The organism is Sulfitobacter sp. 1A13353 (genome assembly GCF_043557255.1).
In the GTDB taxonomy this organism is placed as follows: domain Bacteria; phylum Pseudomonadota; class Alphaproteobacteria; order Rhodobacterales; family Rhodobacteraceae; genus Sulfitobacter; species Sulfitobacter faviae.
Genome location: NZ_JBIFFS010000008.1, coordinates 104,951 through 128,957 on the forward strand (window position 1 = coordinate 104,951; position 24,007 = coordinate 128,957).

The window sequence follows — 24,007 nt, forward strand, 5'->3', positions numbered from 1 at the left end:
CTTAATAGTCATGGATGTGCTCGAGCTGCAGATCACGCTCTTCCAGCTGGCGCAGCAGCTGCGCAAGGCCTGTGACCTTGGTGATCATCAGATGGCGCATGTCCTCAAAGCCTTGCCGCGGCGCGCTGTAGAGAGCCCCTTCGAGCGGCGCGTCAGAGAGAACCGAGAGCAGGATGTCATCATTGCCGGCTATCTCCACGAAATTAGCGCCATCATCAGCCATGCGTTTCATCAACCCTGTCAGTGCGCGATACCTCGGTGTCTCGATTACGGTGCCTTCAGGCCGCCGTTGGATAACGCGCACCCCCTCATAAGCCCCGATCTCCATCGCATTAAGCCCGGTGATCATCATGCGCAGTCGCAAGGCATCGGGCTTCATGTTGGCGACCGCGCCCGCGATCACACGCGCATATTTGGCCTTTGCTTTATACTCCAGTCCCAGAGCGATGCGGCGCTCAGCGTCCCGCGGTGTGTCGGCGGGATGCGCCTCGAGGGCCGCTGCGTCTGTAATGAAATCCCATTTATACCAGGGGGTCTGGCGGAGGAACTGACTGTAGTCCTTTGCCTGAGAGGCGGAGAGATCGTCGAGAGCGGCCCGCGGCGTGCCGCGCGCCCAAGCCGTCGCCCGCCCAATCGTCTCCTCATAGGCCGCTTTGGCCAGCATCTCCGCGGTGAAGCTCACCCCGATCGTATAGATGGTCGATTTGAATTCACCCGGGAAACCGCCCTGCGGTCCGGAGGCCTCCGACAGGCTGCACAGGGATGACCAGAAACCGCCGATCGACGACAGGTAGTTAAAGTCATGCGGGTCTTCCGTCCGGATCACCTCCGCATATTCCTCATAGGCATGAACGATGTGCCACTCGGGATAGGTGAGCAGGCTGCGCCCTTCCGCACGATGGCTCTCCGCGGGGAGCAGTGCCTCATATGGCTCGACTTCCCCTTTCGGAGCGCAGCTGGTCTCGATGTAGGCGACCGGCGCCGCAAGGCCCGCCACGACGAGCAGCGCGGTGACCAAAGCATATTTGAAAAGCTTCCAAAGCCCCCTCAGAAGACGTCTCACAGCCCGCGGCCCAATTTCAGTCCTGCGCCAAGTGCTACGCCGCCCAGAGCGATATGCGGTAGGTTCGCGAGCACCCTGAAGAGGGTGAAGGACAGGCCATCGGAGCCATTGGTGAAGATGCCCAGATCGAGATAGCCGTAGCCGGTAAAGAATCCGAAAATCCCGTCCCCGAGATAAAGCGTGCCGAAGATCACCAGGAAGATCTTGCTGGCACGGGGTGAGATGAGCGCGGCCGCGAGCGCCCAGAGTGCAGAGGCGAGGTGCAGCGCATCATCAAAGATATCCAAGGCGAAGATGCCGAAGGCCAGACCATCTTCATCGGTGAGCCCAGGGATATAATTGAGCGAGGTGGCGCCCAGCAGCACCACGAAGTAGCCCAGAGCGATTTTCTGAATGAGGGTCATAGGGTCTCCAAATACTGATCCCAAAGGTTGTTGCGCAGCAGCAGGTCCGGGTCGAGCGCCCGCTTTGCGGTAGCAAACTCGGCCGCGCGGGGGTAGCCACGTGTCAGCTGGTCCTGGCGTGCATGGGGCCGGTAGGGAAGGTAATAAGTCCCGTCGAGGCCAATCACGCCCTCAATGAGCGCCTCTGTCATACGCCGCATGTCTGCCTCCGCCCGGACCGTCATTTCCTGGCTGAAGGACATGACCGCCGCAATCCGTGGGGTAGGGGCGTAGGACAGCCAGCTGCGGGGGTCGGATCCGACGTACCTCAGCGTAACGTTCAAAAATTCCTGATAGGAGCTCGGAATGACCTGTCGGCAGATATCAAGAAACTCTGGAAACCGGTCCGGGGAGACAAAATACTCATGCAGGATGTCTGTTCTGTAAGGGTTGCGGTCATCCAGCGTGACCACCGGCTCATTAATCAAGGAGTTCCGGGTCACCGGTCCTCCGCCAATCCATGTGGCAAGATCCTTCTCGAACCACCACCGCACACGCTTCATGCGTTCATTACCGAGCTGCGCGCGGTAGATGCGGCTGGCGATCCGGGAAGCTGCCCCCGATCCCGCGGCCGCGGGCAGGTCGCTTTGGTCCTCAGCGGCGCGGTAGGTGATCATCAAAGCCTCAGACATAAAGTCGGCGCGATCCACCGAGAGCCGGCCGTAGGCCATGGTGACCTCAGGATCTGAAAGGGCCTCAATGAACCGGGTCCCGAAACGCTCGGCCGGCATCGGCTCGAAGCTGGGGAGGAGGCGCTGGTTCGGCAGCAAATCGACCTCCATCTGCGTGATGATGCCGGTCAGCCCGTAGCCTCCCATGGTCATCTCGAAGAGATCTGTATTTTTACTGGGGCTGCAGGTGATCAAATCTCCATCCGGCAGGACCATGTCAAAGGCGCGTACTGTGCTGCCCATAGGGCCTTCTTTAACCGGCCATCCGTGAGCATTGACGCAGAAGGTCGCAGCCACTCCGAAATCATTGTTCGATTGCATGACCTTCGGGCCGAGCCCCAGGGGGTCCGCTGTTGAAATAGCATCGCTCCAGCGCGCGCCGGCATGACAGCGCATAACCGAGCGCTCTTGGTCCACATCAACGAGACCGTTCTCGAATGTCACGGCGTGTCCGTCCCGGGGGATGGCCTGACCGCCCATGGAGTGTCTCGCGGCGCCGACATTGACCGGGCGTCCCTCGGCGCGCGCTTCAGAGAGCTCAGATCTGATGGCCGAAACCAGAGCGTCGCCTGGATCTTGCTTCATCACGACATGTTTGAAGATCGGGGTCTCACTCAAACCACTGGCATCATCCATTACCCCCTTGCGAGCGCTTGGCTGAATGAGCCGCGTGCCATCCAGGCTTGGATTGCTGGACATGGTCTGGCGCACGGCCAGTCCCCCCAGAACGGCGCCGCAGCCCAAGAGCGCGCCCCGCCGGGTATACTTGTTCATGTCGCCATCTCCCAATTGGCTGCGCGATCGAAGTCGCCCAAACCAACCATATCCTTGATCTGTTCGAACTTTGCCAGCTTCAGTTCGTTGCGTAGGATCTTCACATCCCAACCCAGGTATTCCGCGGCTTGGCCAATATCTTTTATGTTCGGATCGAGAACCACCTGCATGACTTTGGCTTGGGTGGTGTTCCACTCGGCAATGATCTTATCAGCCTTGCGAAACGCACCGCGCGATAGAAAAGGGTCTGCATGATCGATGCGCCGGTCCTTCTTTGCATCCAAAAGCCTGCCTGAGCTTACGAAGGCGGAGCCGGATGCGCTGCGGATCTCACCCGCGGCGATAAACTCAGCATCCCCATTGCCTACGCATAGGCGTAACAAAAGTTCAGGCCCGGCCACCGCAATCGCCGTGGCCTGCAACAGCATAGCCTCACGCAACCCATCGATCTCGATCGGCAAGAACATCTGCCAGCTCTGATTGGGAACCCGTGTTTGGCAGGGCATGGTGCGATAGCCATGGGCGATCGAGACGGCGGTCTGACCCAATGCCCAGATTACGCCAGTGACAGTGCCAACCGAAAGATTACTGCGGTGGTCAATTTGTGCGATGAAGACCGTAGCTTGCTTATGCTGGATCACGGGCATGGTGTATCGACATCCTTACTGGGGCTTTCGATTTCATAGACCTTCATCAGGTCAAACTCCGGGTTATCCCCTGGGTAGCCCTTTGGGTTGGCCCAGACCTGCGTCTCCCCGATGCGGTAGCTCTCAGGATTATGGGTGTGGCCGTGAATCCAGTAATCTGGCCGCGCATCGAGGATCAGGTCCTCGAGGTTTGAGGCATAGGCGTGGTCATGCAGCTCTTCCTTCTCGCGGTACTTCACAGACTGCTCTGAGGGCGCATGGTGCGTCATGACCAGGGTCGGGCCGTCATGCGGCTGTGCGAGCTTTTCAGTGATATAGGTCTTATGCTGTAGATGGATCGAGGCTAGGTCATCTGCAGAGACCGGCCGGAAGTTCCCAAAGCCCCAGCGGATCCGCTTATGATCGTTCATCACATTCTGACAGGCATTGCGCACGATCCAGTTCTCCCCGTCGGGGCAGCGCAGACGGTAGTCCGTCCAAAGCGCTGCGCCGATGATGCGCACATCATTCACCTGGGTAGTGCCTGGGTTCAGAAAGCGGATGTCATAATCGCTCTCTTCGGCCATGCGCGCCATGCGCTGGTCAGACTTCATGATGCTGTCGCCATAATAATCATGGTTGCCGGCTGTGGCGATGACCGGGATCCCGGCCCAGGCCGCGATGCGCTCAAGCTTCTTGATCGACCTGCCTTTGGTCCAAATGTCGCCAGCAACCAGAACAGCGTCAACACCTTCCGGGGCGGGCTCGGACAGATCGAAGTCTTCGAACTCCTCGTGGATGTCACTCCAGATCAAGAACTTGCTTTTCTTCATGATTTTGAGGGCCTCATCTTGCAATTCAGGAGTTCATAGAAAATCGCCATCAGGATATTCGCAGTCATATACAGGCTGACACAGGCCATCGCAAAAAGGAATGACAGCATGACCTCATAGGCGCGCTCACCCGCGATCAGGATGATGCTTGCAAATAAAAGACGGAGCAGACCTGCTGTGATGCCAATGTAGTCCATCAAGCAGTCTTTTTCGCATTGGGGTTCGTGCGCCGGTAAGCGGATGGATCACTGATCCCGTTGCCTCTCCAGAGACCTCGGCGTTTGCGCTCGGCGCGCTTCTGGGTGCTTGTGTAATCATCATGGAAGGAGGCCACCGCATAGCCGCGAGCAACCATGAGCTTACAAATATCCCCCTCATGGGTATGAAGCTTCGCGACGATACGGCCGTATTTATCCTCGCCGGTCTTTTGAACCGTGATCTGTTCTCCGCTCAGCATATGGTCCAGTAGGGCCTTGGCGGCCTCGCCGCCCTCCTGGCCCATCTCTGGCGCATCAATGCCATGCAATCTGATCTTCTGGCCATTGGTGAAGATCGTGTCCCCATCGATCACCAGGGGATCCGAAATCACCCATTTCTTGGTTTCTGGCAGAAAGGACTGGATCGCGAAAAGGATGGCAAAAAAGCCCAACACATATCCGAAATACTCAAACATCAAGTGCATCCTTTACAGTAGGTTCCTCAAGCTCGGCTCGATAGCTGCTTTCCTCCTCGACAAGGCGCTCCATGGTGCGTTGCTCCAGGCTTTGAAAGAACCCTTGGAGCAAAGAGCCGTTATTTTTCGCAAGCGCTTCTCGATGCGCGACATACCACGTCACCACGGCCCGGCGGCAGGCCACCGCATAGGGGTCCAGATTTGGGTCATCAAAAAGTCCCAAGGGGGAGGGTGTGTCTGGTGTCTCGGGAAGATCAATGCCGGCGCGGCGCAGGCGCAACTCGCTTTCGCGCGCATGTTTAGCCCAACTAGCCTCATCGCGCCCTGAACGGCTGGGGCGCAGTCCGCCTTCAGCAGCATTGGTCAGGGAATGGATGCTGGGACCATCCATACATTTGCCAAGAGAATGAACCGGATTGAACACGGATGCGAAAGCTTTGCATTTTTTACAGATGGCGCCACCATTGGTGTAGTAGGTCTTGCCGCGCAGCTTGGGTCGCATCCGGCCGTGTTTGAATTTCACCCCTTTGGTTTCAACAATGAAGCCACGGCCCCATTGATGATCGCAGACCGAGAAGGCCTTCCATTTCTTGAAGCAGGCCGCCTCTGCCTCCTCAATGGTCTTACCTTCACCGCGGAAGAACCCCTTGCCGGCCGGGAAGGCCTCAAAGAATGCGGTGCCGCGGGCACCATTATCGGACAGCACGATACCCTGGCCGCCCCATTGCACCATACAGTCATCCGGCCAGGCGCATTGCAGGTCGTAGGGGGCTTTTGGCGGGAACGGACCGCCCGGGAGGTGATGTGGTGCAATGATTGGCATGGCGTCCCCTTTGGCTTTCCTCTATGTTATTCGCATAGCATGGGATGTAAAGTAACCCCGTTTTTCGCAATGGTCGACTAAGTTCTGATATGAGGCCCGAATTCAACAGTAGAGAGCTCCTGAAGTGCAAGAAGAGACAATCACCGTCTGGCATGTGACCTCTCGCGCCGTCGCACCGCGCATTATCGAAGAGGGCTTTCTTGGAAGCTGGGGCGACGACGGCTACGGCGTCTATCTTTTTTCTGAGCTTTCGGACGCCGAAGATTACCTCGCAGATGGCGGCTGGGATGGAGAAAGCAATCCCGATGCGATGTGCATCATCGAGGTCGAGGCCGCTGAAAGCACGCTTCTGGAAATCGAGGTCCACCCGGAATGGGATGATCCCGAGATCTATGAGAATGTCCTGCGCTATCCGATGCCAGATGAGGATGAGGCCTATTGGAAGCCGAAACGAGAGATCATGCAGGATGGGCCAGAGCCCGGGCCTGAAGGCTTGTAGAATGCGACTGAGCGCGCATTTTCGAGAAGAACCCCGCGATATTCGCAGCACCGAAGGACGTCACAATGCACACCAAGAACCCCGATCTTTTCCGCTTCCATCTCTTGGTCTCATTCTCCGTCGCGCGTTACCTGCTGTGCAATACGCCCGGACGGCAAGATGGGACGGAAAAGGCGGAGGTACACAAAGACCTGTGCGAAAAGTTCATCGCCTTCGACAAGCTGATCAATCCAGACGACGCTTGGGACTACAAGCGTCGTAGTAAAACCAAGTATTTCGGGACACCGCAGCGGGACGACTTCCTGCGGGGCGAAGCATTATATGACTTCGTCCATGACCACACTCAGAAGCTCACAGGGCATCTTGATTCCATTGGCATGCCGAAGGATACGAGCAAATTCCCAGACTATGATGCCATGGAGGATGCTTTCACACGGGAGTTTTACCGCCTGGCGAATGAGGCAGTGACCATGTGGGACAATGCGCGCGACAGCATCCATGAACCCGAAGATATGCCCGGCCCTGAAGCCTGATAGGGCTATCCCTCATATGTCGGCGCCTCGTTTACTTCTGCAGGTTTTTGCAGCTCTTCGATCCTGTCCTCGAGCTTTTCGATCTGGTGACGCATCGTGTTGATGCGCTGGGCGGCCGTGGGGCTTTCTCCCGTGCGTGAGCCATTGGCAGTGATCTGGAAGAATGCATTTCTGACCTCCTCCGGCACCATGTCGCTTTTGATCATCTTGTACATCTCGGCATAGCGCGCTGCATCACGGTCACTGCGCGAGGTCAGGCTGCGCACGAGATTCCGGCACCGCGTTCTCAAGATGCCTGCATGCAAGGCCAGGGCAGCATAATCACCATCATCAGGCTGTGAAGGCTCCAAGACAGCGGATCTCTCGAGATCCTCCTCCGGGATGTCCTCTGTAAGCTCACTGCTGTGCATGCAGCGCGCGATGATATCTTTAAAAGCGTCTTCGGGATCTGAGAAGGTGGGTACGCCTGGAAGGAGTTCTTCAGAACCGATCAAGACCATCTGCAAGCCTTTGGCCTTGGCTTCGCCAGCCAGCATGATCTCAGCTGTGCTCAAAGGCGCTTCGAAGATCAATGCCCGCGCGCGGTCCAAGCCACCCTCATAGAGGTGCTCGCGGCATGAGATATTATACTCTCGTCTCAGGTCCCCGGCGCGCCAAGAAGCAGACATTTTCTCATATGGGAAGATGTCCTCGATTGGACCAACAACATGATAGGAATGCCCGGGTACTTCATAGGCAAAGCCGGTCGAAACGATCTGGCGCAGGTGCCGCAGCTGGAGGCTGATCTTAAGCCGAAGATCATCCGCGGCCTCAGAGGATTCGATCTCCTTGAGCATATCAGAGAAGACCTTGTCGACCTTGATGTCGAGACCGGCGTGCATGTTGTCATCGTACTTTGGCCGCGAAGCGTTCTGCATCTCAAAAAGAAGGTTTTCGGCAACTTCATCAAGTTCATCACCAAAAGCGCGTGCCTCGATAAAATCGTATACGCTCCCAAGCACATCTTCGAATGTGTCTGGATCTGCGCGAGACATATTGTAGAGAAAAGTGGATTTCGACATTACGGCCTCATGGAGTTCTGATTTCTACAGGGATGAGCTCAGCAGGGCTGACGCCCAGAGCCTGAAAGCCGGCCAGAGACATCTGGACGATATCGCTTGTTGGGCCCGACGTGACCAGAACAGCCTTGCCTGTATCACTCGCAAAGACTTCGACCTCTTTACCCTCTTCAATGAAGGGGGCGCGAACCCAGAGGCCGGGCACAGAGGGGCTGCCCAGGGATGCCACTGCGTCTTGATGACCAGAGGTGCCACTGTCAGATCCAGCGTAACCGGCCTTTGCGCCTTCTTGAATATCTGCGATATTCGCAGGAGCTTCCTGCTGAGCCGCAGGTTCAGGGGAGGGGGTAGAGATTTGCGGCCGGGAGGTGGGGTCTTGTTGAGGCGTGCAGGCGACCAGGACAAGTCCAGACATGAGAATGACTGCTCTTCGGTTCATGACCTTCTCCCCCTATATTCCGGTTACCACTTCCGGAGACGTTCTAGCGAGACGCCGGGTTCACAATATGCCGCCACCACAAGCGGACCTTCAGGGGGCCGTGCCCTATATCCTTGACCTGCGGCGGTGATCGCCGGTCAGGCGAGCAAAGGGCATTGATCTCCTTCACTGGGTATTACTGTGTATATATAGTGAAGTCTCAAATTCCTAGCTTTTTCGCAAATACAATTCAGCCTAGAATTTGCCTCTGTCGGATGGTGCCGAATTCCAGGTTCTTCAACCTCAGCGCTTAAGTCGCCATTTCAAACTGGCGTCCCGATGTCTCTACCATGTCGCCGCAGTCTTCATCCTGCTCATCGAGGTCGAAATCATCCATCGCATCGAGGTCGTCGTCACCTTCCACCATATCGCTCACCTGATCGGAGACCAGCGTGAGCGTGGCACCTTCATGGTGATGTGCTGTGAATTCCGGACGCCAGATACCATCTTCGCATTCCAGCCCAAGAATGGAGCCTGTGATCTTGACGATCCGCGCAAGGCGATCGGGCTCGTCACTCAAGGGGGGCTCAAGGCGATCAAGCGCAATGGCGACGATGTTCCCGTTCACAACTGGAGAGGTGATCAAATCCGAATGTCGCAAGTCTGAGCGTAGCAATCGGTCCTCAAAAAGGATGTTGAGGTATTTCCTGAAGGCTTCGGACTGGAATGCTTCAATGAAGGCCTCCCGCAGATCCATCCCCGTAAAGCCTTCCAAAGTGGAAAGGCGGGGACGCCTCAACGTGATGCCATCACGCGCAAAGAGGCGCGCGGAAATCTCTGGCATGATATTCTCGAACAGGGGGAGGATGGCATCCAGTTGGGAACGGTCCTCTTCATCTTCATAGGTGGCACGCAAATGCTTCAATGATGCGGCTGACATAAGAGAGATCGTTGTTGCCATCTTGGCATCCGACATATGGTAGGCATCGCAGGCCATGCGCGTCATATCGATTGTTTGCTGGTTTTCCGCCATGAAGTTCTCCTTGCATCATTTCGACCGACGGCGATCTCCGTCTTGGTCACAAAAAAACGACACCCTTGTTGGGGGTGCCTGTTCAGCTTGGAATGACCATAGCAATCCTGTTTCTCGCATCAATGATAATATGCCTGAAATGGCGGGAAGAACCTAACCTAAAGGTTATAGTGGCAATTTTGCCTCATAGGGCATTTTTCGTGGTTAGGTGGGACCCATTTGGGATGAGGCCATACTTTGGCCGTCTTCCACAAAAAAATCATCCAATTCAATGTCATATTCTGGCATCGCTGGCGTCCAGATGTCGGTTGTGGGGTGGATCGAGCATTTTTCCACCCAATCTGAGATCCTGTCGGCAAAAAAATCTGGTCGTGACCGGTTGAACTCTGGTGGATTCAGCTTTGAAAGCGCCACCTCAAGAATGTTGCCGGAACGGCAATCCCTTTGAACCGCTTCGCAGGCGAAGAAGGTCCCAGTATTTCTGAATTCCGGGTCAAAACGGTCTCGAACCTTCTCGGCAATGATATCAAAAGCACTTTTCGCAACACAGGTGCCGGCCAATCGACGCAATGCATTGCCTGTGAGACTGGTGACGTCTGGACCAGGCTGCTCTCCAGGCAGGTGCAGGAGGCGCGCGCCGCCTTTCTGGATCAATCTGCGAGATATTTCTGGCATGACACGATACAGCAACATGCCCTCATAGCTCTCGATGGGCACAGATTTATGCCCGTTACGCAGGCCGATCACCTCAATCTCTTTCCGGGCGCGTCTGGTCAGGTCGATCAGACCGTGGCCGATCGATTGGTCGTCGAGCTCATAGGCCATGACTGCCCCATATCTCAGGAGCTTTTGAACCTCATGGTATCTCGCATCATGTGCCATGACATATTCCCTCATCTTATGAGAACAGCCTATGGGGAACCTGCGAAAACAGCAAAGTATGCTGGCCGTGCTAAGGGGTGATCTTGCATATGGATGCCGACTACGCGGCTTCGGAATGTGGTATGCCAGTTTTTGTGCTCCGTGCGGCCGGAATTCTATTTTTTGGACGTTTTGTGCGCTTCAGGCGACTTGCCAAAATACTCCAGAAAACCCCCAAAGCGCCGCTGTTCGATCTGCCACCTGACAAAGTCATGTGAGATACCTATGGTAAGAAAGATAAAAGACATGAAGGCGGTGACAAAGCCATAGAGTGCCTCGTTGAAGCCTCCAGCCCGAACAATCATCACCGCTCCGAACAGCAGGAAGCCAGCAGCGGCTGCGAACATCACATAAGCTGCGCGGCGACGATGCTGCGCAAGTGCTGCAAGCTGCCGATTATTCGTATTGGTCTCGCGAAGGACCTCTTCAAATCGTGTTTTGCCACCATCTTCATAGCGGCCGTTCAGCCCAGCACGAAAATCATCGCGGTCCATTTCTACGGGTGTAAGGGTTTCCTTGGCGCGGTTGAAGCCTTTGGTAACCAAATCCCGCCCAACCTCATTCACAAACTGATTGCCAAAGCGACGTCCGACATAACGCGCGACGCCGCGAGAACTGCGACTTATGAAACCTTTTTTTGGCTCTGACATAGAATGAATACTCCCTGCTCAGTATAGAATCTAACTTGTACGACAATTTTCGCAACCAGTGTTTCAGACTTCAGGTGCTGGAGGGGTATATAACTGTGGATGAAGTGGGGGCGTCGGTTTTCCGTCAAAGGGGTTGGCAACTTTCTGCGACAGCATTAAGCGCTCGAGCGAAACAGCACGTGAGAGGTCTGGCTCCCCGCCTGTATAAGGAACAACCGCCATGTCACAGAGCATGCGTCCGTACCGGTCGATTTGACCGCTGGGCTGCACCAGCAGCGCGCGTCCGTCGAGATAGGCCTTTAGTTGTTCTGTTGATTGCTGGCCAAGGCTATCCCAATACGGGTCAATGCCGGAATTCTTCAGGATTGCGTCTGTTCCGCGCCTTGTCGGGCGCTCCGGTGCGGCAATCGTACGAAACCGCATACTGAAAGATTTGCCTTGCCTTGCTTGACCCTCACTATTCGAAAGAGCCCAGATCGTGTCACCATCGATAACGGAAAAATGTCCAGGGCGAAGAAGAAAATCCTCCCTACCCAAGGACTTCGGGTCGATGTTTGCGGGGCGCTCAAGAAAACTGAGGTCCTGAACCATCGTCATCCCTCCGTGCCGCATATCCGTGCTCCAGGTGACGCTCCCGGTAGAGCATCTCGATCGCTTCCGCCGTATTAATGCGCTCAAATCCAGCGTGGACAAAGGCCGGCATGTCCGGGGTGGCGATATCATTGCCCTCGCCCATCAAAAGGCGCAGATCACCATGGGCATCTTTCAGCACCAATCCAAGATCTTCGACGATATCCATGAGATCCGCCTTGAAGGCAGGGTAGGCATCCGTGTCGACGTAGAGCTTCATGGAAAGATCATCGCCAACAAAAAACGCTGGGTCGCCGTTCACATCGTCATGATCTGCACCAATGCCAAGTCCCGACAATAGGTCGGTGGGCAGTTTGGCGAGGTCATCCAAATGCAGAACCGCAAAGACAACCGGGTCTCCATCAGCGTCAACGCCAGCATCATAATGCAGGGTGATTGCATCCTGCAGGGGAGGATGTAGCTCATGCGCTTTCGCCAGTCCTGCAAGGCTCGTTGTGTGAGTCATCTCGTATCCTCTTGATCACGCCCTGTACTTCTCGAGGCTAGAATCGATGCATGTCGTGAAAATTCAAAGGGATTAAATGAGACCCCATAAGCACGTCTTAGCCCATCCCCCGAAAAAGTTCCCGACTATATTGCGAAAAACAAGATAACTATGCTATGTGCTATGCCATCAAACTTGGAGTTCCACCCATGAGATTGAACCGACGCGATCTTCTTCTAGGTGCCGCCTCTGCCGGCGCATCATGCTCACTGCCCTCTATGGCGTTTGCGAAAACGCCTTCTCGACTGGATTCACTCAAGCCCATCATCAAGCCGCATCTTCGGATGTGGAATGCAAACACCAACGAACGCATCTCGACGACATTCTGGCGAGATGGCCAATATGACGTTCAAGAACTGCGCCGGATCGATTGGTTTATGCGCGACTGGCGCGAGGCAGAAATCAAACCCTGCAGCAGGAATTTGCTCTGGGGCCTCGCAGCCATCTCCGAAGCGGCCGTGGGCGACGGGCATTCCGGTGAGATCAGGTTCCTATCGGGATATAGAAGCCGTGCGACCAATGACATGTTGCGACGCAATGGTGGGGGTGCTGCGCGGAACTCGTTGCACATCAAAGCCAAGGCCGTTGATTTCTCCTTCCCCGGCATTCCGGTAGAGCCCATCTTCAAATATGCGAAATGGCTTCAGGTGGGTGGATGCGGACATTACCCAGGCTCATTCGTCCATATGGACACAGGCGACCGCAGGACCTGGATCGGCTCATAGAGCCATATCTACTGTTTCTGGTTCTTCGTCAGCAAAAGCGTCGAGATCAGGGTCGACATCAACAGGCCGTATGCCCTCGGCCGCCTTGCTGGGCGCGCGGCCGGCACTCTCACTTTCTGATTTGAGCATCTCCACAAGGGCATTGCGCACCTCCCTGGATATGCCGCTGAACCAGACATCGACCCGAGATCGCATACGATGCGTGATCTCGGCCCCCAGATCTTCATCTGCTGCAGCTATGGACATCGTATGTTCGATCATACGGCAGGTCTCAGGGTTCCATATGCCGCGGGGCAGGGCCTTGAGTATCCTAATGCCTTGCGGGCTCGGCTCGGGCAGGGCGCCTGGAGTGGGGATGATGATCTGTCCTGACTGCTCAACCTGATCGGCATGGCTTGCCCATGTCGAGGGACGACCGATCTGCTCGATCATCATGCCGTCGACCAAGACAGAAGCCAGGGGCCATATGCGCAGCGCGGTGGCTTGAGCACGACCCCATGGCAAGCTTTGCCCCAGCGGCCGCGTCCACTCCAGATCGGAAAGAGCCTCGCGCTCCGCCTCTGTGAGATCGCTATCCTCGCGTGGGTGGAAGATGCCAGGCGCCATCTCTCCATCCCGAAGTGCCTCAAAAATACGACGCGCCACGAGCGTGACCATGAGGTCTTCGACCTGTGCTGGATCTTTAGGGTCCAGGTCCTTGATGGGACGTTTCACCAAGTTGCGGAAGCGGTCCATGTCGTCTTTCGTCATCCGGGGCGTGGGGTATATCCCCTCATGCGCCGTGATGCCGTCGTTCTCATCCGTATGAGCATGTTTTGCCGCATGCCGCATATCGACATCCCGCAAGCCACATATGCGCGCGGCCTGGATGACATGCGCAGCTGAAGCCTGCGATATCGTTCTGTTGTCCGTGCGCGGGTAGGAAATACGCCCTTTCATATAGGCGCTCTGTAAGCCTGCCATCGCAGCCCGTGTTCCCACGCCGTGAAAACGCGAGGCATAAGCCAGCGCATCCCCAGTGTTGAAAGGGGTGACATTGCTCAACCGCGGCGCTACGGCGGCACCGACTGATTTCATCGGATTGACCTGACCAGGTATAAGCTTTCCTGCATAGCGCCGTGCCACTGAAGCCAAAGCCTCCGGGACGGTGCCTTTAAGTGAGACCTGTGCAGTGAAAGGAAGGCCGCCGGCGCCGGACCTGCATTGGAAAGTCATCTCTCCGGTTTCAGGCAGATCACGCACCAGCTCAGGCGATTTACGCCAGCACAGCGCCGCACCCAGAATTCCGGCGCGTACGCGGCCACAACCAGCGTTTGCCAACCGAGACAGCGTGGCGCCCATCCAGCGGTCTGTCAGCGCCCTTGTGCGGCCGCTGACGGCGCGTGAGACCAGATCGTCAATGCCGCCCTCTTTGGCGCGGGCCTTCGCAATGGCGACCTCAATTCCTTCTTTAGTGATGGCGCCTGGGCGGATCCGAATGCAGCTGTCGATCAATATGGGATCGACATCGACGATGACACGCATGACATCGAGGGCGATGACATCCCCCTCTGGGTCATCATCTGTCGCGATGATGATCTCTGCTTCAGGGTCACGGGCCCGCAGTGCGTTTCGTATGCGGCGATCGATTTCGGGGCGCACAACACGCGTCACGTCGATGGCCTGGCCTTTGGCCACCTTGATCCCCAGCGGGTAGAGGCTGTCGGGATAGCGACAAAGATGGCCGGAGGTGGCTATGATCTCTGACTTCATCCCAAGCGCATGGGAGATCCGCGACCAAGCCGGGACCTTGCCAAATGCCTCAATGAAGATCAGCGCCTGCATCACTATTTCCTTTTTCACATCATCGGCGAAAGCCATGAAAAAAGGAAGTTGAGCGGCGCAATCAATTGTGGGTTTTGGGGTGTAATTGAATGAGCCCGGCGGTGATGCGCCGGGCTCATTTCGATCAGTGCTTGCCCTCGAGTGTCGCAATGCGATCCTTGAGGGCTTCGATTTCCTGAAGGGCATAGGTCATATTGCCGTTCAATCCTGAGATCTGACCCTGGTTGCTGTCAACGCGGCTTTTCAGCCCCCAGAACTCACCATCGATATATGCAACCCAGTTACGCAGGTTATCGTGATCACCACGAAGCCCGCTGATGTCCTGCGTGTTCTTATCGACGTCTGCTTGGCTTGCACCGCCGCCGCCGCCACCACCGCCGCTATTCTCCAGGGTCCAAACCCTGCCTTCGAGGGAGCCAATGCGGTTCTTGTTGCTGTTAGCCAGGTCCTGAAGGTCGCTGAATTCGGAGCTGGACGGGCCGCTCCCACCACCGCTGACTGATGCAATCTGTGCCTCCAAGGTGCGCAAGTTTACCGCATCATATTCATCAACCGGGTCCGGCACATTGATGAGCGGCATCCAGTCCATGTTGAGCTGCGTTTTGATCCGGGCATTCTTGATGCCATGACCCTGCATATCAATATTCTCATTAAAGAATGTGTGACCGTTGAAGACCGTCATGTAATTGGCGGTCATCAGGTCCATTGTGGCATGACTGATGTGCGGGGCATTGAAGGTACCACCGCTGACAACAGGGTCTGAGATATTCGCATCCGAGATGTCCGCGTCCTTGATGTAGGCGGTGTAGATCTTCGGGTCCCACATCTTCAGATCCCACGACTCACCATCGTAGACTTTAGGGTTCTGGATTTTGGCGTTGTTGACGTTGAACAGCGCCATGTCCAAATCTTGAGTGGCTGTATGGTCACCCATGTTGTCGCCACCGCTGGCCGTAATCTTACTGTCCAATGTGCGCAGGTTCACAGCATCAGAAGGAAGAGCCGGGTCAGCGACATTGATGAGCTTGAAGCCCGCAGCATCGATGTTCTGCGCGGCCTTGTGATTACCAAGGTCATCACCACCAGCAGCACTTGCCGCAGCAATCTTGCTGTCGAGTGTTTCCAGGTTCACGGCATCTTTTGCGTTGACCGGGTTCGATACGTTGGAGATCTTGAAACCGGACATATTGACACCCTGGGTCGCCTTGTGGCTGCCCAAGTCGTCACCAGCACCGCTCACTGTCGCATCGACATATGCCTTCGTCGCCGCATCGCCGGGCTGGGCGGGGGCAGGGAGGTTGGCAACTGTAAAGCCGCCCATATCGACCTTCTGAGTGGCTTTGTGGTCCCCGAGATTATCGCCTGCACTGGCTGCCATGATTTTGCTGTCGAGCGTGCGCAGGTTTACTGCATCCTGCGGGTTTACAGGATCTGATAGATTGACGAGGGAGTTCGAGGCCATGTCGATCTTCTGTGTGGCCTTGTGGTCCCCCAGGTTGTCACTGGCGCCGGCCACAGCCGTATCGACATAGGTCTTCGTTGTGACATCACCGGGATCTGTCGGCTCTGGAATATTAGTGATGGTAAAGCCGCCCATATCAAGGGTCTGGATGGCTTTGTGATCCCCAAGGTTATCTCCACCGCCGGACGCAATCCGGCTGTCCAGCGTGCGCAAGTTTACGGCATCCTGTGGATTGACGGGATCAGGCACATTGATAAGTGGACTGTTGTCCATATCAAGCTGGAGCTTGATCTTGGCATTCTTGATGTCATTGCCCTGCATGTCGATCGTATTGTTCCACACGGTCCAACCGTTGAAGGTCGTCAGGAAGTCTGCCGTCATCTGGTGCATGGTGGAGTTTGAGAACACACCATGGTTGTGGGTGCCGCCACTGACGTCCGGGTCTCGGATGCTTGCATCGCTGATATCGGCATCTTTGATATAGGCATCAAAAATCCTGGGATCCCACATTTTGAGATCCCAAGATTCGCCATTGTAAATTTTGGGGTTGATGATCTTTGAGTTGTTAATGTTGTAGTGGGACATGTTCAGGTTGGTCGTGGCGACATGGTCACCAAGGTTGTCCCCCTCGGTCGGGCCGCTCACAGCGCCCACTGCCTGATCTACATACCATTTTGTCGCGGCATCCTGATCTTCGATCGGATCTGCCATATTGGTGATGTTGAACGCGCCCATATCCACGTTCTGAATGGCAATGTGATCCCCGAGATTATCCCCTTCAGCTGTGATGGCATCCCGGACAAAGTAATCGGGCGCATCCAAAGCTTCACTAAGGTTCTCGCTCGAAGAAAGTGGCTGGAAAGATCTCTGCTCACCCGAGCCGTCCTGAGCATGCAACGGCGGAGAAAGGGCCACAAGGATTAGAGTAAGTATACTGGCGCCACTCTTTTTAGACATTTTAGTCTCCTTCGATCCAGCACCCCCCCCATGCCTTCAATTGACGCGAAGGCCAATTGAAGGCATTCGCTTTTGTTTAATTCGCAGAGTCGATCTGCGCTTCCAGTTCGGTGATCCGTGCGTCCATTGTCTGGATCGCAGCAATCATAGGGGAAATCAGCTGAACGTAATCGATGCTTTCGTTTTTCGCACCATCATCACCCACACCTGCCCTCATGACAAAGCTCATTTCAGCAGGAATGGTTCCAGGATCGATCCCCATCGCTAGGCCACCATCAGGAAGATTGTAAACCATAGCTGCGATATTCGAAAGCGCCGAAATAGTATCCGCGCCGTCGAGCACACCCAGAGCGTCCTCTTCAGAAGGGGTTGGACGGTAGATCGCGGGGACATTCATCAATGCGCCGGAGACCACGAGATTGCCTGAAACATGCAAATCACCGGGAAGATCGAAACCGTTCTCAGACTTGGTCAGCAAAGACAGATCATTCTTTGCAGAAACCTCGACCTCTGCTGCGACCTCATCCTCGACGGGTGACCCCATTGAGATATCGGTGACCGAAAGTGCCGTCATATCCAGCGTAAGGGCCGGGGCCGCCGCAGGCTCCTCCACCGCCACTTCAACAACCGCGGGCGCTTCCATATTTGCGATGAAATCTTCGATCATGGCCCGCGTGCTGCGCAGGTTCATGACGTCTGTGTCTTCTGCGGCATCGCCTGCACCGGTGATGCGGTTGCCAGTCACATCGACACCGCCTTCGATCAGCGTGTCCCCTTGAAAGGTGCTGTCCTTATGGGTCGCATCAACGGTCGATGTCTGAGACAGAACGCCGCCATTGATTGTTGGTTGATGCAGGACCGGCGCGTCTAGCGTCGCATCTACCATTTCGCCGCCATTCAAAACTGCTCCGGTAATCTCAGGAGCGTCGAGGATCAACTCGGAGAGGGTGAGGCCACGCGCGGTGCCACCGATGATCTCAGCGCCGCGCAGGGTGGGTTCGGTCATGACCCCGCCCTGAACTTGCGGATTGCTGATCTCCGAGCTGTCGATCGTAGACTTGGTGATGATCGAGTTGCTCAAGGTAGAATTGACCACCTTGGCGTTGTCCAGAGCGCCATCATGGATCTTGCGACCCTCCATATCCAAATCGCCGAGGTTCTTCAGGGTAAAGCCGGACATATCAATATCGCCGTCGGCAATCTGGTCCCAGCCATTGTTCTTGTTGAAATAGTCCAGCGTCACCGCATCCCCTTCAAAGAAGGGGTCTTTGAGGTTGGTGATGTTGTAACCGTTCATATTCAGGACCTGCCCTGCGATATGGCTGCCCAGGTCATCACCCGTCATCGCCATCGGCGCCGGCGCGGCGCGCTGCGTAGTCGGGCTGACTGCTTTGAAAGGGTTATTGCCCAGATCTTGAGCTTGGATCGATCCGCCTGCAACGGCGAGTGCGATCATGCTGACGGCGAGGGTAAACTTAGGGTGTTTCATATGGGTGTCCTTATTCTCCATAATGGTTTTCTCAGACCAGTCAGTCGGCCGTATCTGATGACGTGAAACTCTGTTGTCGTAGACTTGATCTGAAATACGCCAGAAAGAAAGGTTTTTCGCAAGGATATCCCCAGATTTCCACTGAAAATGTAATGCGCGTATATCTGTTTTCGCAAATGAGGGTTAGGTTCACTCTGACATATAAGAGGAAGCGAAAAATGAAGCTAACCGACGAACAGGGCGAAATCAAGGAAGGTGTCGCCACGCTGCGCGCTGGGGAGAACCTCAAGGTTATCGCCTTCGCCGGTGCGGGTAAGACAACCACGCTGAAAGCCTGCGCAGAAGCCCGCTCTGATCGCGGCATCTATTTGGCATTCAACGGTTCGATCGCCAAAGAGGCTAAAGAAAAGCTGGGCCGGACGAAATGTCAGGCCAAGACAATGCACGGTCTCGCCTTCGGCGTTATGCGCGACTACATGGAAAAGCCAGCTCAGATTAATGCGCGCAGCTTCATGACCTCGCGGATCATGGACCGGTTCCATGTGCCGAATGTGAAGGGCTGGGGGGACTACCGGGTTGCGGCTGCCGTTTCTAGTACGATGGCGAAATTCGCAGCATCCGCAGATGCTGATTTTTCGTCCCGTCATGCGGAGGCCGCCTTGATGGAGGTCCTGGGGGACCCTGACTTCATCGTTTCGGAGGAAAAAGCCCAATATGTGCGCGACACGATCGACAAGCTTTCCGAGCCTCTGAGGTTGATGGCCTTTGAATACTGGGGGGACTGTATGGAGAACCAGCTCTACAGCCATGACATGTATCTCAAGATGCTCGACATTGATGATGATCTGCGTCGCGATGCTTTCTCGCGCTACAAATACGTGATGATCGATGAGGCCCAGGACATCAACCCAGTCCAGCGGTCCATCCTGACCAAGACTGGCTTGCCTTTGGTCGCGGTGGGCGATCCCTACCAGCAGATCTACTCTTGGCGCGGGGCAGAAAATGCCCTGCAGCAGCTTCCCGGACGCGAGCTCTTCCTGACACAGAGTTTTCGCTTTGGTGAGAATATCGCGGTCATTGCCCGTACGATCCTCGACAAGATTCCCGATGGCGGTCCGGAAAAGCGCCTTGAAGGCGCCGGTCCCGGCGAGACCGGAGAGGGGCCGCGGGGTGCGGTGATCTGCCGGACCAATATCGGCATGCTCGATGAGGCGATCAAATACCTCAACAAGGGCTACAAGGTGCATGTCGACAACGTCGATGGTCTCCTGACCGATGTCCGTTCGGCGCAAGCCCTAAAGGACGGACGTCTGGGTGATGTGAAGTCCGCAGAGTTGAAGCAATTCGACAGCTGGACCGAGATGGAGATGACCGCGGAGGAGGGCTCGGACCCCGGTCTCTCGAAGCTGGTCAGCCTGGTCAAGACGAACCGCATTTCAGACGTCGAACGCCTTGCAAAAGCGCAGAACCCCGATGCGAATAAGGTACATCTTTTGGTATACACAGCGCACCGTTCCAAAGGTCTCGAATTCGATGCCGTGCAGCTCGGTGAGGATTGGCCGGATATCAATGTGATGGAAAGCCGCTTCAAGGGCGCTGAGCTCAAGTCAGAGAAGCATGTCACTCAGGCGCGTGAGGCTTACAACACGCTTTATGTGGCCGCGACCCGAGCCAAGCTGCGCTGTAAAGGCTACGGCCGGATCTTGCAGCCCGTGCCAGAACCCACCGGTGCGCTGACCCAGGAGGAGGCTGCTGGCCAGGCGGCCGCTCGGTACCGTGATCGGCGCCCCGATGAGGATTACGAACCGGGTTAAACGGTATTTCTCACCTTCTGAAATAAATGAAGCGCCCGATGCTCTCGGGCGCTTTTCTCTTTCCATCATTTTGTATTTTGGCGGATGTGCTCAGGGTTGGGTGGAAATCAGCGACTGGATGATGCCCGCGACCAATGGGTAGTTCGTTGCCACGATACCTGCGATGACAAAGGTAAGCCCAGGACCGAAGGTCTTGGGTCCCTGGCCGCCTTGAGCGGACTGGTTGAGAAGATACAAGCCACGACCCACACCGATCAGACCAAAGAACTGCACGATCAGGACAAGACCCTCGATCATCTCTTTGCCTTCCGCACCTTTGATCGCGCCAACGGTTGTCTTTGCGTAGGTGAAAATTGAGGACGCCGATTGAGATTCAACACCAAATAGGGAGACATTGAGCACATCTACCAGGGTTGGCAAAGAGAAGAACAACCCAGCAATTATGAAGGTAGCGATAGGGGAGTTCCAGCCACCCTGTCCCGGTCCTTGTTCTTGACGCTTCTGCGCAAGCTTCAGGGCCGTAATCAGCATCACCACACCAATCAGGAAGCAGACCACAGACACGACTGTGGTGAACTCTCCCATCATTTCGACGATGTTTCTAATGATTTGAAGTAGGTCTGCCATGTCACATCTCTTACAGGGGTTGCTGGGGCTTTATATGGCTGAGGCGGACCGGAGCCCGCCTCATACTCTTATGATAACCCTAATTTTCGCAAAGCGCCCAGGGTTACTTGGGCACCAGGACCGAGCCATTCTCCATGACCACCAGGTTCTGGTTGCCGGAGGCGGGGATCACATCGAGAACGTAGCCGTAGCCTTCAACGAAATCGCCATTCTCGACGTCCGCCGGCACAACGCCGGATGGTGGTGTGGTTGCGCGGAAGGTCTCGGTGTCATCGGCGAAGACCTTGTCAGTGCCGGCCCCGGAGGCGCCGGAGTTGCTGGTCTGAACCCCGTGGTTGCCGGCAGAGGCGTTAGGGGCTTCCAGAGCACTTACGCCGTTCACGGTCATCCGTGCCAGAATGGCCATATTGGCGGTCAGGCGTTTCAACTCACCGTTGATCTCCTTGATCGCATTGCCCACTTCCTGCTTATTGGCAGGATTGGAGGCTTCGAGCGAGCCCACACGTGCTGCGATGTCGAGCAGAACGATCTGGGTCTGGTCCAGGCTTTCGCGAACCCCAGTGAACTCCGTCAGGATCGCGGTCACGGTGCGAAGCGAGCGTTCATTGGACTCAACGCGTGTTGCGATCGTGGAGCTGCGCTCCATGGTCTGAACCATCAGCGCGTTCATCTTGGACACTTCTTCGGTCAGCGCCTCGATGTTCTTGCTGATTTCAGAGACATCGGCTTCGACTTCAGCCACACGCTCTTCGCCAACAAAGACAGAGGTCGTGCTGGTCGCTTCGTCTTCAGCCGCTTCTTCGGGCTCATCGGCCACCTTGCCAGTGGCATTGCTGATTTCAGCCGCAAGCGCCGAAATCGGGTCGAGCTCATCTGCGGGTTCGGCTTCAACAACAACAAGATCCGGCTGATCTTCAGGCGCATCCACAGGGTCGACGAGATCTGCATCGATGTCTGCGACGTCCACCTCGATCGGGTCTGCAATCTCGACAGTGTCATCGTTGATCAGCGCCAGATCGGGCACATCAACGACCGGTGCCTCTTCCATTGCCACCACCTCGGCATCGCCCAGGTCTTCGCTCGGCTCTTCCGCATCCATCAAGTCAGACAGATCGGTTGGCGCGATGGGTTCATCAGTTGTGTCTTCAGCCTTCGCCCCCATCAGGTCTGCCAGGCGGATTGTGCCTTTGCCCTCAGGCTTGGCTGCCTCGGGGGTGATAGGGCTCATTGGCTCTTCAAGGTCGATATCGACCGAGGCGACCTGCGCCGGCTCATCAATGGCCTCACCTGTGTCGGTCACTTCGATCGCATTTGGCGGGTAGCCTGCGGCCGGGTTCAGATCCACACCGGGGATGGCGCCATTCCATGCAGCAAGACCGACGCCACCAAGAATGGCGAAGGACGCAGCGGCCAGTAGAGCAGCCTTCAGGGGTTTCTTTTTCGCAGGTGCTGCCGGTGCCTCTTCGCCGGTGATTTCTTCAGCCACGGCGGCTTCAGCGGGTTGCTCGGATTTCTCCAACGCGACTGTGTCATGCTCTTGGGTATCAGCAACAAGGACTGGGCCCTCTGTCGAAGCCTCGACAGTGTCTTCCTCATCGTCGTCACCGAAGATGGCATCTGCGGCATCATCGGATGTGTCGTCTTCTACTTCGGATGTTTCGGCATCCTCGACATCAGCGTCTTCATCTTCAGCAGAGGCTTCGTTGTCGTTCAGAAGGTCGTCCAGATCATCCCCTTCGAAAGACCCCTCATCAGAAGCGGCAACTTCATCGTCCTTGAAGGCATCGATGTCATCGGCGTCGAATGTGTTGTCGTCCTGTCCATCCTCAACGGCTTCCAGGGTCTTGAGGTTTGTCTGGTCCTCATCGGACCCGTATTCAGAGGTGGCCATTGCGTCATCCTTTTTCATGGTCTTATCAGTTTCGACAGGATCTTCATCGCTGCCGAAGCTGTCTGCGAAATCCCTTTCTTCCGAAGTATGCGCAACTTCTTCATCTGCATAGTCCGTGCCCGGCGCATAGATGCCGTCATCCTCACCCATGGTGAGTTGCGGAAGACCGGAGGAGGGGTCTTCTTCGCCCGAACCGGTTTCATCGTCGTTATTCAGATCGTCGTAAATTGCATCATCCTCCTGATCAGCAAAGGTCCCGGCGCCTGGCAATGTGGCGGTCACGTGATCGTTGCTTGCCTTGGATACATGAATATCAACTTCATCATCGAAAAACAGGGAATCATCATCGAAATCCACAGTTTCCTGATCCACGGAACCTTCAGGTTCTGTTGAGTCAGTCTCTTGTACGCCGGCGTCGAAAAGCGCATCTTCGTCGCCGTCAACCGGCGTGAAAAGTGCCGCAAAGGGAGATTCCTCTTCATCGACTGTGGCAATATCTTCATCGACCATTTCGTCGATCGGATCCGTCTCTTCTTCTTCCCAGAGCCCCTCAGCCTCGATGTCGCTCAGGAAGTCATCAACAGCTGCGGAATAGTCATCATCTTCCAGGGCGGCCTTCTCATTGTCCATGAAGGGCGTGGTCTCGATGAGATCACTTTTATCCTCTTCCATGTCAGCAAGGTCGACCATCTCATCGCCGGCATCTTCTTGAGGCAATTTATTCCCCAGGATGTCATCGAGCGAAACCTCATCTTCCTCATCGCGTGCGACTGGAACGGGTTTGGCTGCAGGCACATCATCAAGCAGCGAAGAAACCCGGCCTGCCTTGAAATCAACCTCATCGTTGCCGAAGGGACCGGAAGATTTATCCAGCTGCTCCATACGCGCCGACAGATCGTCGATCGATGAGACGGCCTTGCCCAACTTATCTTTGTCAGACAGCTGCGGGTTATTGGCCTTCACCTTTGGATCGGAGCGTTTCCCGAGGGTCCGGGTTTCATCCCCGCCGCCGGACTGCGCGGCCTTGTTCTCTGTTTTATTTGTCATGTTTTCCCCCTTGAAAAC

Annotated in this window: 24 protein-coding genes; 4 read left to right on the forward strand and 20 right to left on the reverse strand. The window is 55.8% G+C overall.

Annotated features, from left to right (window positions below; all coding sequences use genetic code 11):
* Position 1: 1 nt before the first annotated feature.
* The 8 genes from ACGYLO_RS18220 to ACGYLO_RS18255 are packed head-to-tail and all read right to left on the reverse strand — an operon-like array spanning position 2 to position 5,906.
* Positions 2-1,063 (reverse strand): hypothetical protein, encoded by a 1,062-nt coding sequence (locus tag ACGYLO_RS18220; RefSeq protein WP_394377076.1) that lies wholly within the window; start codon positions 1,061-1,063, stop codon positions 2-4.
* The gene (locus tag ACGYLO_RS18225) at positions 1,060-1,467 is read right to left on the reverse strand and encodes a hypothetical protein (protein WP_394377077.1); all 408 of its coding nucleotides are present in this window, start codon (positions 1,465-1,467) and stop codon (positions 1,060-1,062) included. The genes ACGYLO_RS18220 and ACGYLO_RS18225 overlap by 4 nt, the downstream gene beginning before the upstream one ends.
* The gene (locus tag ACGYLO_RS18230) at positions 1,464-2,951 is read right to left on the reverse strand and encodes an FAD-binding oxidoreductase (protein ID WP_394377078.1); all 1,488 of its coding nucleotides are present in this window, start codon (positions 2,949-2,951) and stop codon (positions 1,464-1,466) included. Before ACGYLO_RS18230 ends, ACGYLO_RS18225 begins: the two co-directional genes overlap by 4 nt.
* The gene (locus tag ACGYLO_RS18235) at positions 2,948-3,598 is read right to left on the reverse strand and encodes a hypothetical protein (protein ID WP_394377079.1); all 651 of its coding nucleotides are present in this window, start codon (positions 3,596-3,598) and stop codon (positions 2,948-2,950) included. Before ACGYLO_RS18235 ends, ACGYLO_RS18230 begins: the two co-directional genes overlap by 4 nt.
* Positions 3,589-4,410 carry a metallophosphoesterase gene (locus ACGYLO_RS18240; protein WP_394377080.1) on the reverse strand — a complete coding sequence of 274 codons (822 nt, stop codon included), beginning with the start codon at positions 4,408-4,410 and terminating at the stop codon, positions 3,589-3,591. The genes ACGYLO_RS18235 and ACGYLO_RS18240 overlap by 10 nt, the downstream gene beginning before the upstream one ends.
* A complete protein-coding gene (locus tag ACGYLO_RS18245) occupies positions 4,407-4,607 on the reverse strand; it encodes a hypothetical protein (RefSeq protein WP_394377081.1) in 201 nt (66 codons plus the stop codon). The genes ACGYLO_RS18240 and ACGYLO_RS18245 overlap by 4 nt, the downstream gene beginning before the upstream one ends.
* Entirely contained in the window at positions 4,607-5,083 is a 477-nt protein-coding gene (locus tag ACGYLO_RS18250) for a thermonuclease family protein (RefSeq protein WP_394377082.1), read from the reverse strand. Before ACGYLO_RS18250 ends, ACGYLO_RS18245 begins: the two co-directional genes overlap by 1 nt.
* Entirely contained in the window at positions 5,076-5,906 is an 831-nt protein-coding gene (locus ACGYLO_RS18255) for a hypothetical protein (protein WP_394377083.1), read from the reverse strand. The genes ACGYLO_RS18250 and ACGYLO_RS18255 overlap by 8 nt, the downstream gene beginning before the upstream one ends.
* Positions 5,907-6,030: 124 nt before the next feature.
* Here ACGYLO_RS18255 and ACGYLO_RS18260 point away from each other — a divergent pair, with 124 nt between their 5' ends.
* Both ACGYLO_RS18260 and ACGYLO_RS18265 read left to right on the forward strand, forming a co-directional pair.
* Positions 6,031-6,405 (forward strand): hypothetical protein, encoded by a 375-nt coding sequence (locus ACGYLO_RS18260; protein WP_394377084.1) that lies wholly within the window; start codon positions 6,031-6,033, stop codon positions 6,403-6,405.
* A gap of 65 nt (positions 6,406-6,470) precedes the next feature.
* A complete protein-coding gene (locus ACGYLO_RS18265; RefSeq protein ID WP_394377085.1) occupies positions 6,471-6,938 on the forward strand; it encodes a hypothetical protein in 468 nt (155 codons plus the stop codon).
* Positions 6,939-6,943: 5 nt separating this feature from the next.
* Here the strand turns inward: ACGYLO_RS18265 and ACGYLO_RS18270 are convergent, their stop codons facing one another.
* From ACGYLO_RS18270 to ACGYLO_RS18300, 7 genes are all read right to left on the reverse strand, one after another.
* On the reverse strand, positions 6,944-7,999 hold the full coding sequence (locus ACGYLO_RS18270) for a hypothetical protein (protein ID WP_394377086.1): 1,056 nt from the start codon (positions 7,997-7,999) through the stop codon (positions 6,944-6,946).
* Between the two features lie 7 nt (positions 8,000-8,006).
* Positions 8,007-8,435, reverse strand: a complete 429-nt coding sequence (locus ACGYLO_RS18275) for a hypothetical protein (RefSeq protein WP_394377087.1) — start codon at positions 8,433-8,435, stop codon at positions 8,007-8,009.
* Positions 8,436-8,724: 289 nt separating this feature from the next.
* Positions 8,725-9,447, reverse strand: coding sequence for a hypothetical protein (locus ACGYLO_RS18280; protein WP_394377088.1), 723 nt, complete (start codon positions 9,445-9,447; stop codon positions 8,725-8,727).
* Positions 9,448-9,651: 204 nt separating this feature from the next.
* Positions 9,652-10,272: a hypothetical protein gene (locus tag ACGYLO_RS18285; protein WP_394377089.1), complete on the reverse strand. Its 621-nt coding sequence runs from the start codon at positions 10,270-10,272 to the stop codon at positions 9,652-9,654.
* 212 nt (positions 10,273-10,484) lie between these two features.
* The gene (locus ACGYLO_RS18290) at positions 10,485-11,018 is read right to left on the reverse strand and encodes a hypothetical protein (RefSeq protein ID WP_394377090.1); all 534 of its coding nucleotides are present in this window, start codon (positions 11,016-11,018) and stop codon (positions 10,485-10,487) included.
* A gap of 63 nt (positions 11,019-11,081) precedes the next feature.
* A complete protein-coding gene (locus tag ACGYLO_RS18295; protein ID WP_394377091.1) occupies positions 11,082-11,609 on the reverse strand; it encodes a thermonuclease family protein in 528 nt (175 codons plus the stop codon).
* Positions 11,584-12,114: a hypothetical protein gene (locus ACGYLO_RS18300; RefSeq protein ID WP_394377092.1), complete on the reverse strand. Its 531-nt coding sequence runs from the start codon at positions 12,112-12,114 to the stop codon at positions 11,584-11,586. Before ACGYLO_RS18300 ends, ACGYLO_RS18295 begins: the two co-directional genes overlap by 26 nt.
* 188 nt (positions 12,115-12,302) lie before the next feature.
* Here ACGYLO_RS18300 and ACGYLO_RS18305 point away from each other — a divergent pair, with 188 nt between their 5' ends.
* Positions 12,303-12,878: a YcbK family protein gene (locus ACGYLO_RS18305; RefSeq protein WP_394377093.1), complete on the forward strand. Its 576-nt coding sequence runs from the start codon at positions 12,303-12,305 to the stop codon at positions 12,876-12,878.
* Here ACGYLO_RS18305 and ACGYLO_RS18310 read toward each other — a convergent pair.
* From ACGYLO_RS18310 to ACGYLO_RS18320, 3 genes are all read right to left on the reverse strand, one after another.
* Positions 12,873-14,702 (reverse strand): DNA topoisomerase, encoded by a 1,830-nt coding sequence (locus ACGYLO_RS18310; RefSeq protein WP_394377094.1) that lies wholly within the window; start codon positions 14,700-14,702, stop codon positions 12,873-12,875. The genes ACGYLO_RS18305 and ACGYLO_RS18310 overlap by 6 nt on opposite strands.
* A gap of 124 nt (positions 14,703-14,826) precedes the next feature.
* The gene (locus ACGYLO_RS18315; RefSeq protein ID WP_394377095.1) at positions 14,827-17,121 is read right to left on the reverse strand and encodes a hypothetical protein; all 2,295 of its coding nucleotides are present in this window, start codon (positions 17,119-17,121) and stop codon (positions 14,827-14,829) included.
* A 76-nt stretch (positions 17,122-17,197) separates the two neighbouring features.
* Positions 17,198-18,610, reverse strand: a complete 1,413-nt coding sequence (locus ACGYLO_RS18320) for a hypothetical protein (protein ID WP_394377096.1) — start codon at positions 18,608-18,610, stop codon at positions 17,198-17,200.
* A gap of 218 nt (positions 18,611-18,828) precedes the next feature.
* Between ACGYLO_RS18320 and ACGYLO_RS18325 the strand changes: the two genes are divergently transcribed.
* Positions 18,829-20,424 carry a UvrD-helicase domain-containing protein gene (locus ACGYLO_RS18325; protein ID WP_394377097.1) on the forward strand — a complete coding sequence of 532 codons (1,596 nt, stop codon included), beginning with the start codon at positions 18,829-18,831 and terminating at the stop codon, positions 20,422-20,424.
* A gap of 90 nt (positions 20,425-20,514) precedes the next feature.
* On the opposite strand, the gene ACGYLO_RS18330 is transcribed toward ACGYLO_RS18325, so the two are convergent.
* Positions 20,515-21,051 (reverse strand): hypothetical protein, encoded by a 537-nt coding sequence (locus tag ACGYLO_RS18330; protein WP_394377098.1) that lies wholly within the window; start codon positions 21,049-21,051, stop codon positions 20,515-20,517.
* Positions 21,052-21,154: 103 nt separating this feature from the next.
* Complete coding sequence (locus ACGYLO_RS18335) at positions 21,155-23,989, reverse strand: hypothetical protein (protein ID WP_394377099.1); 2,835 nt, start codon at positions 23,987-23,989, stop codon at positions 21,155-21,157.
* Between the last annotated feature and the right edge of the window lie 18 nt (positions 23,990-24,007).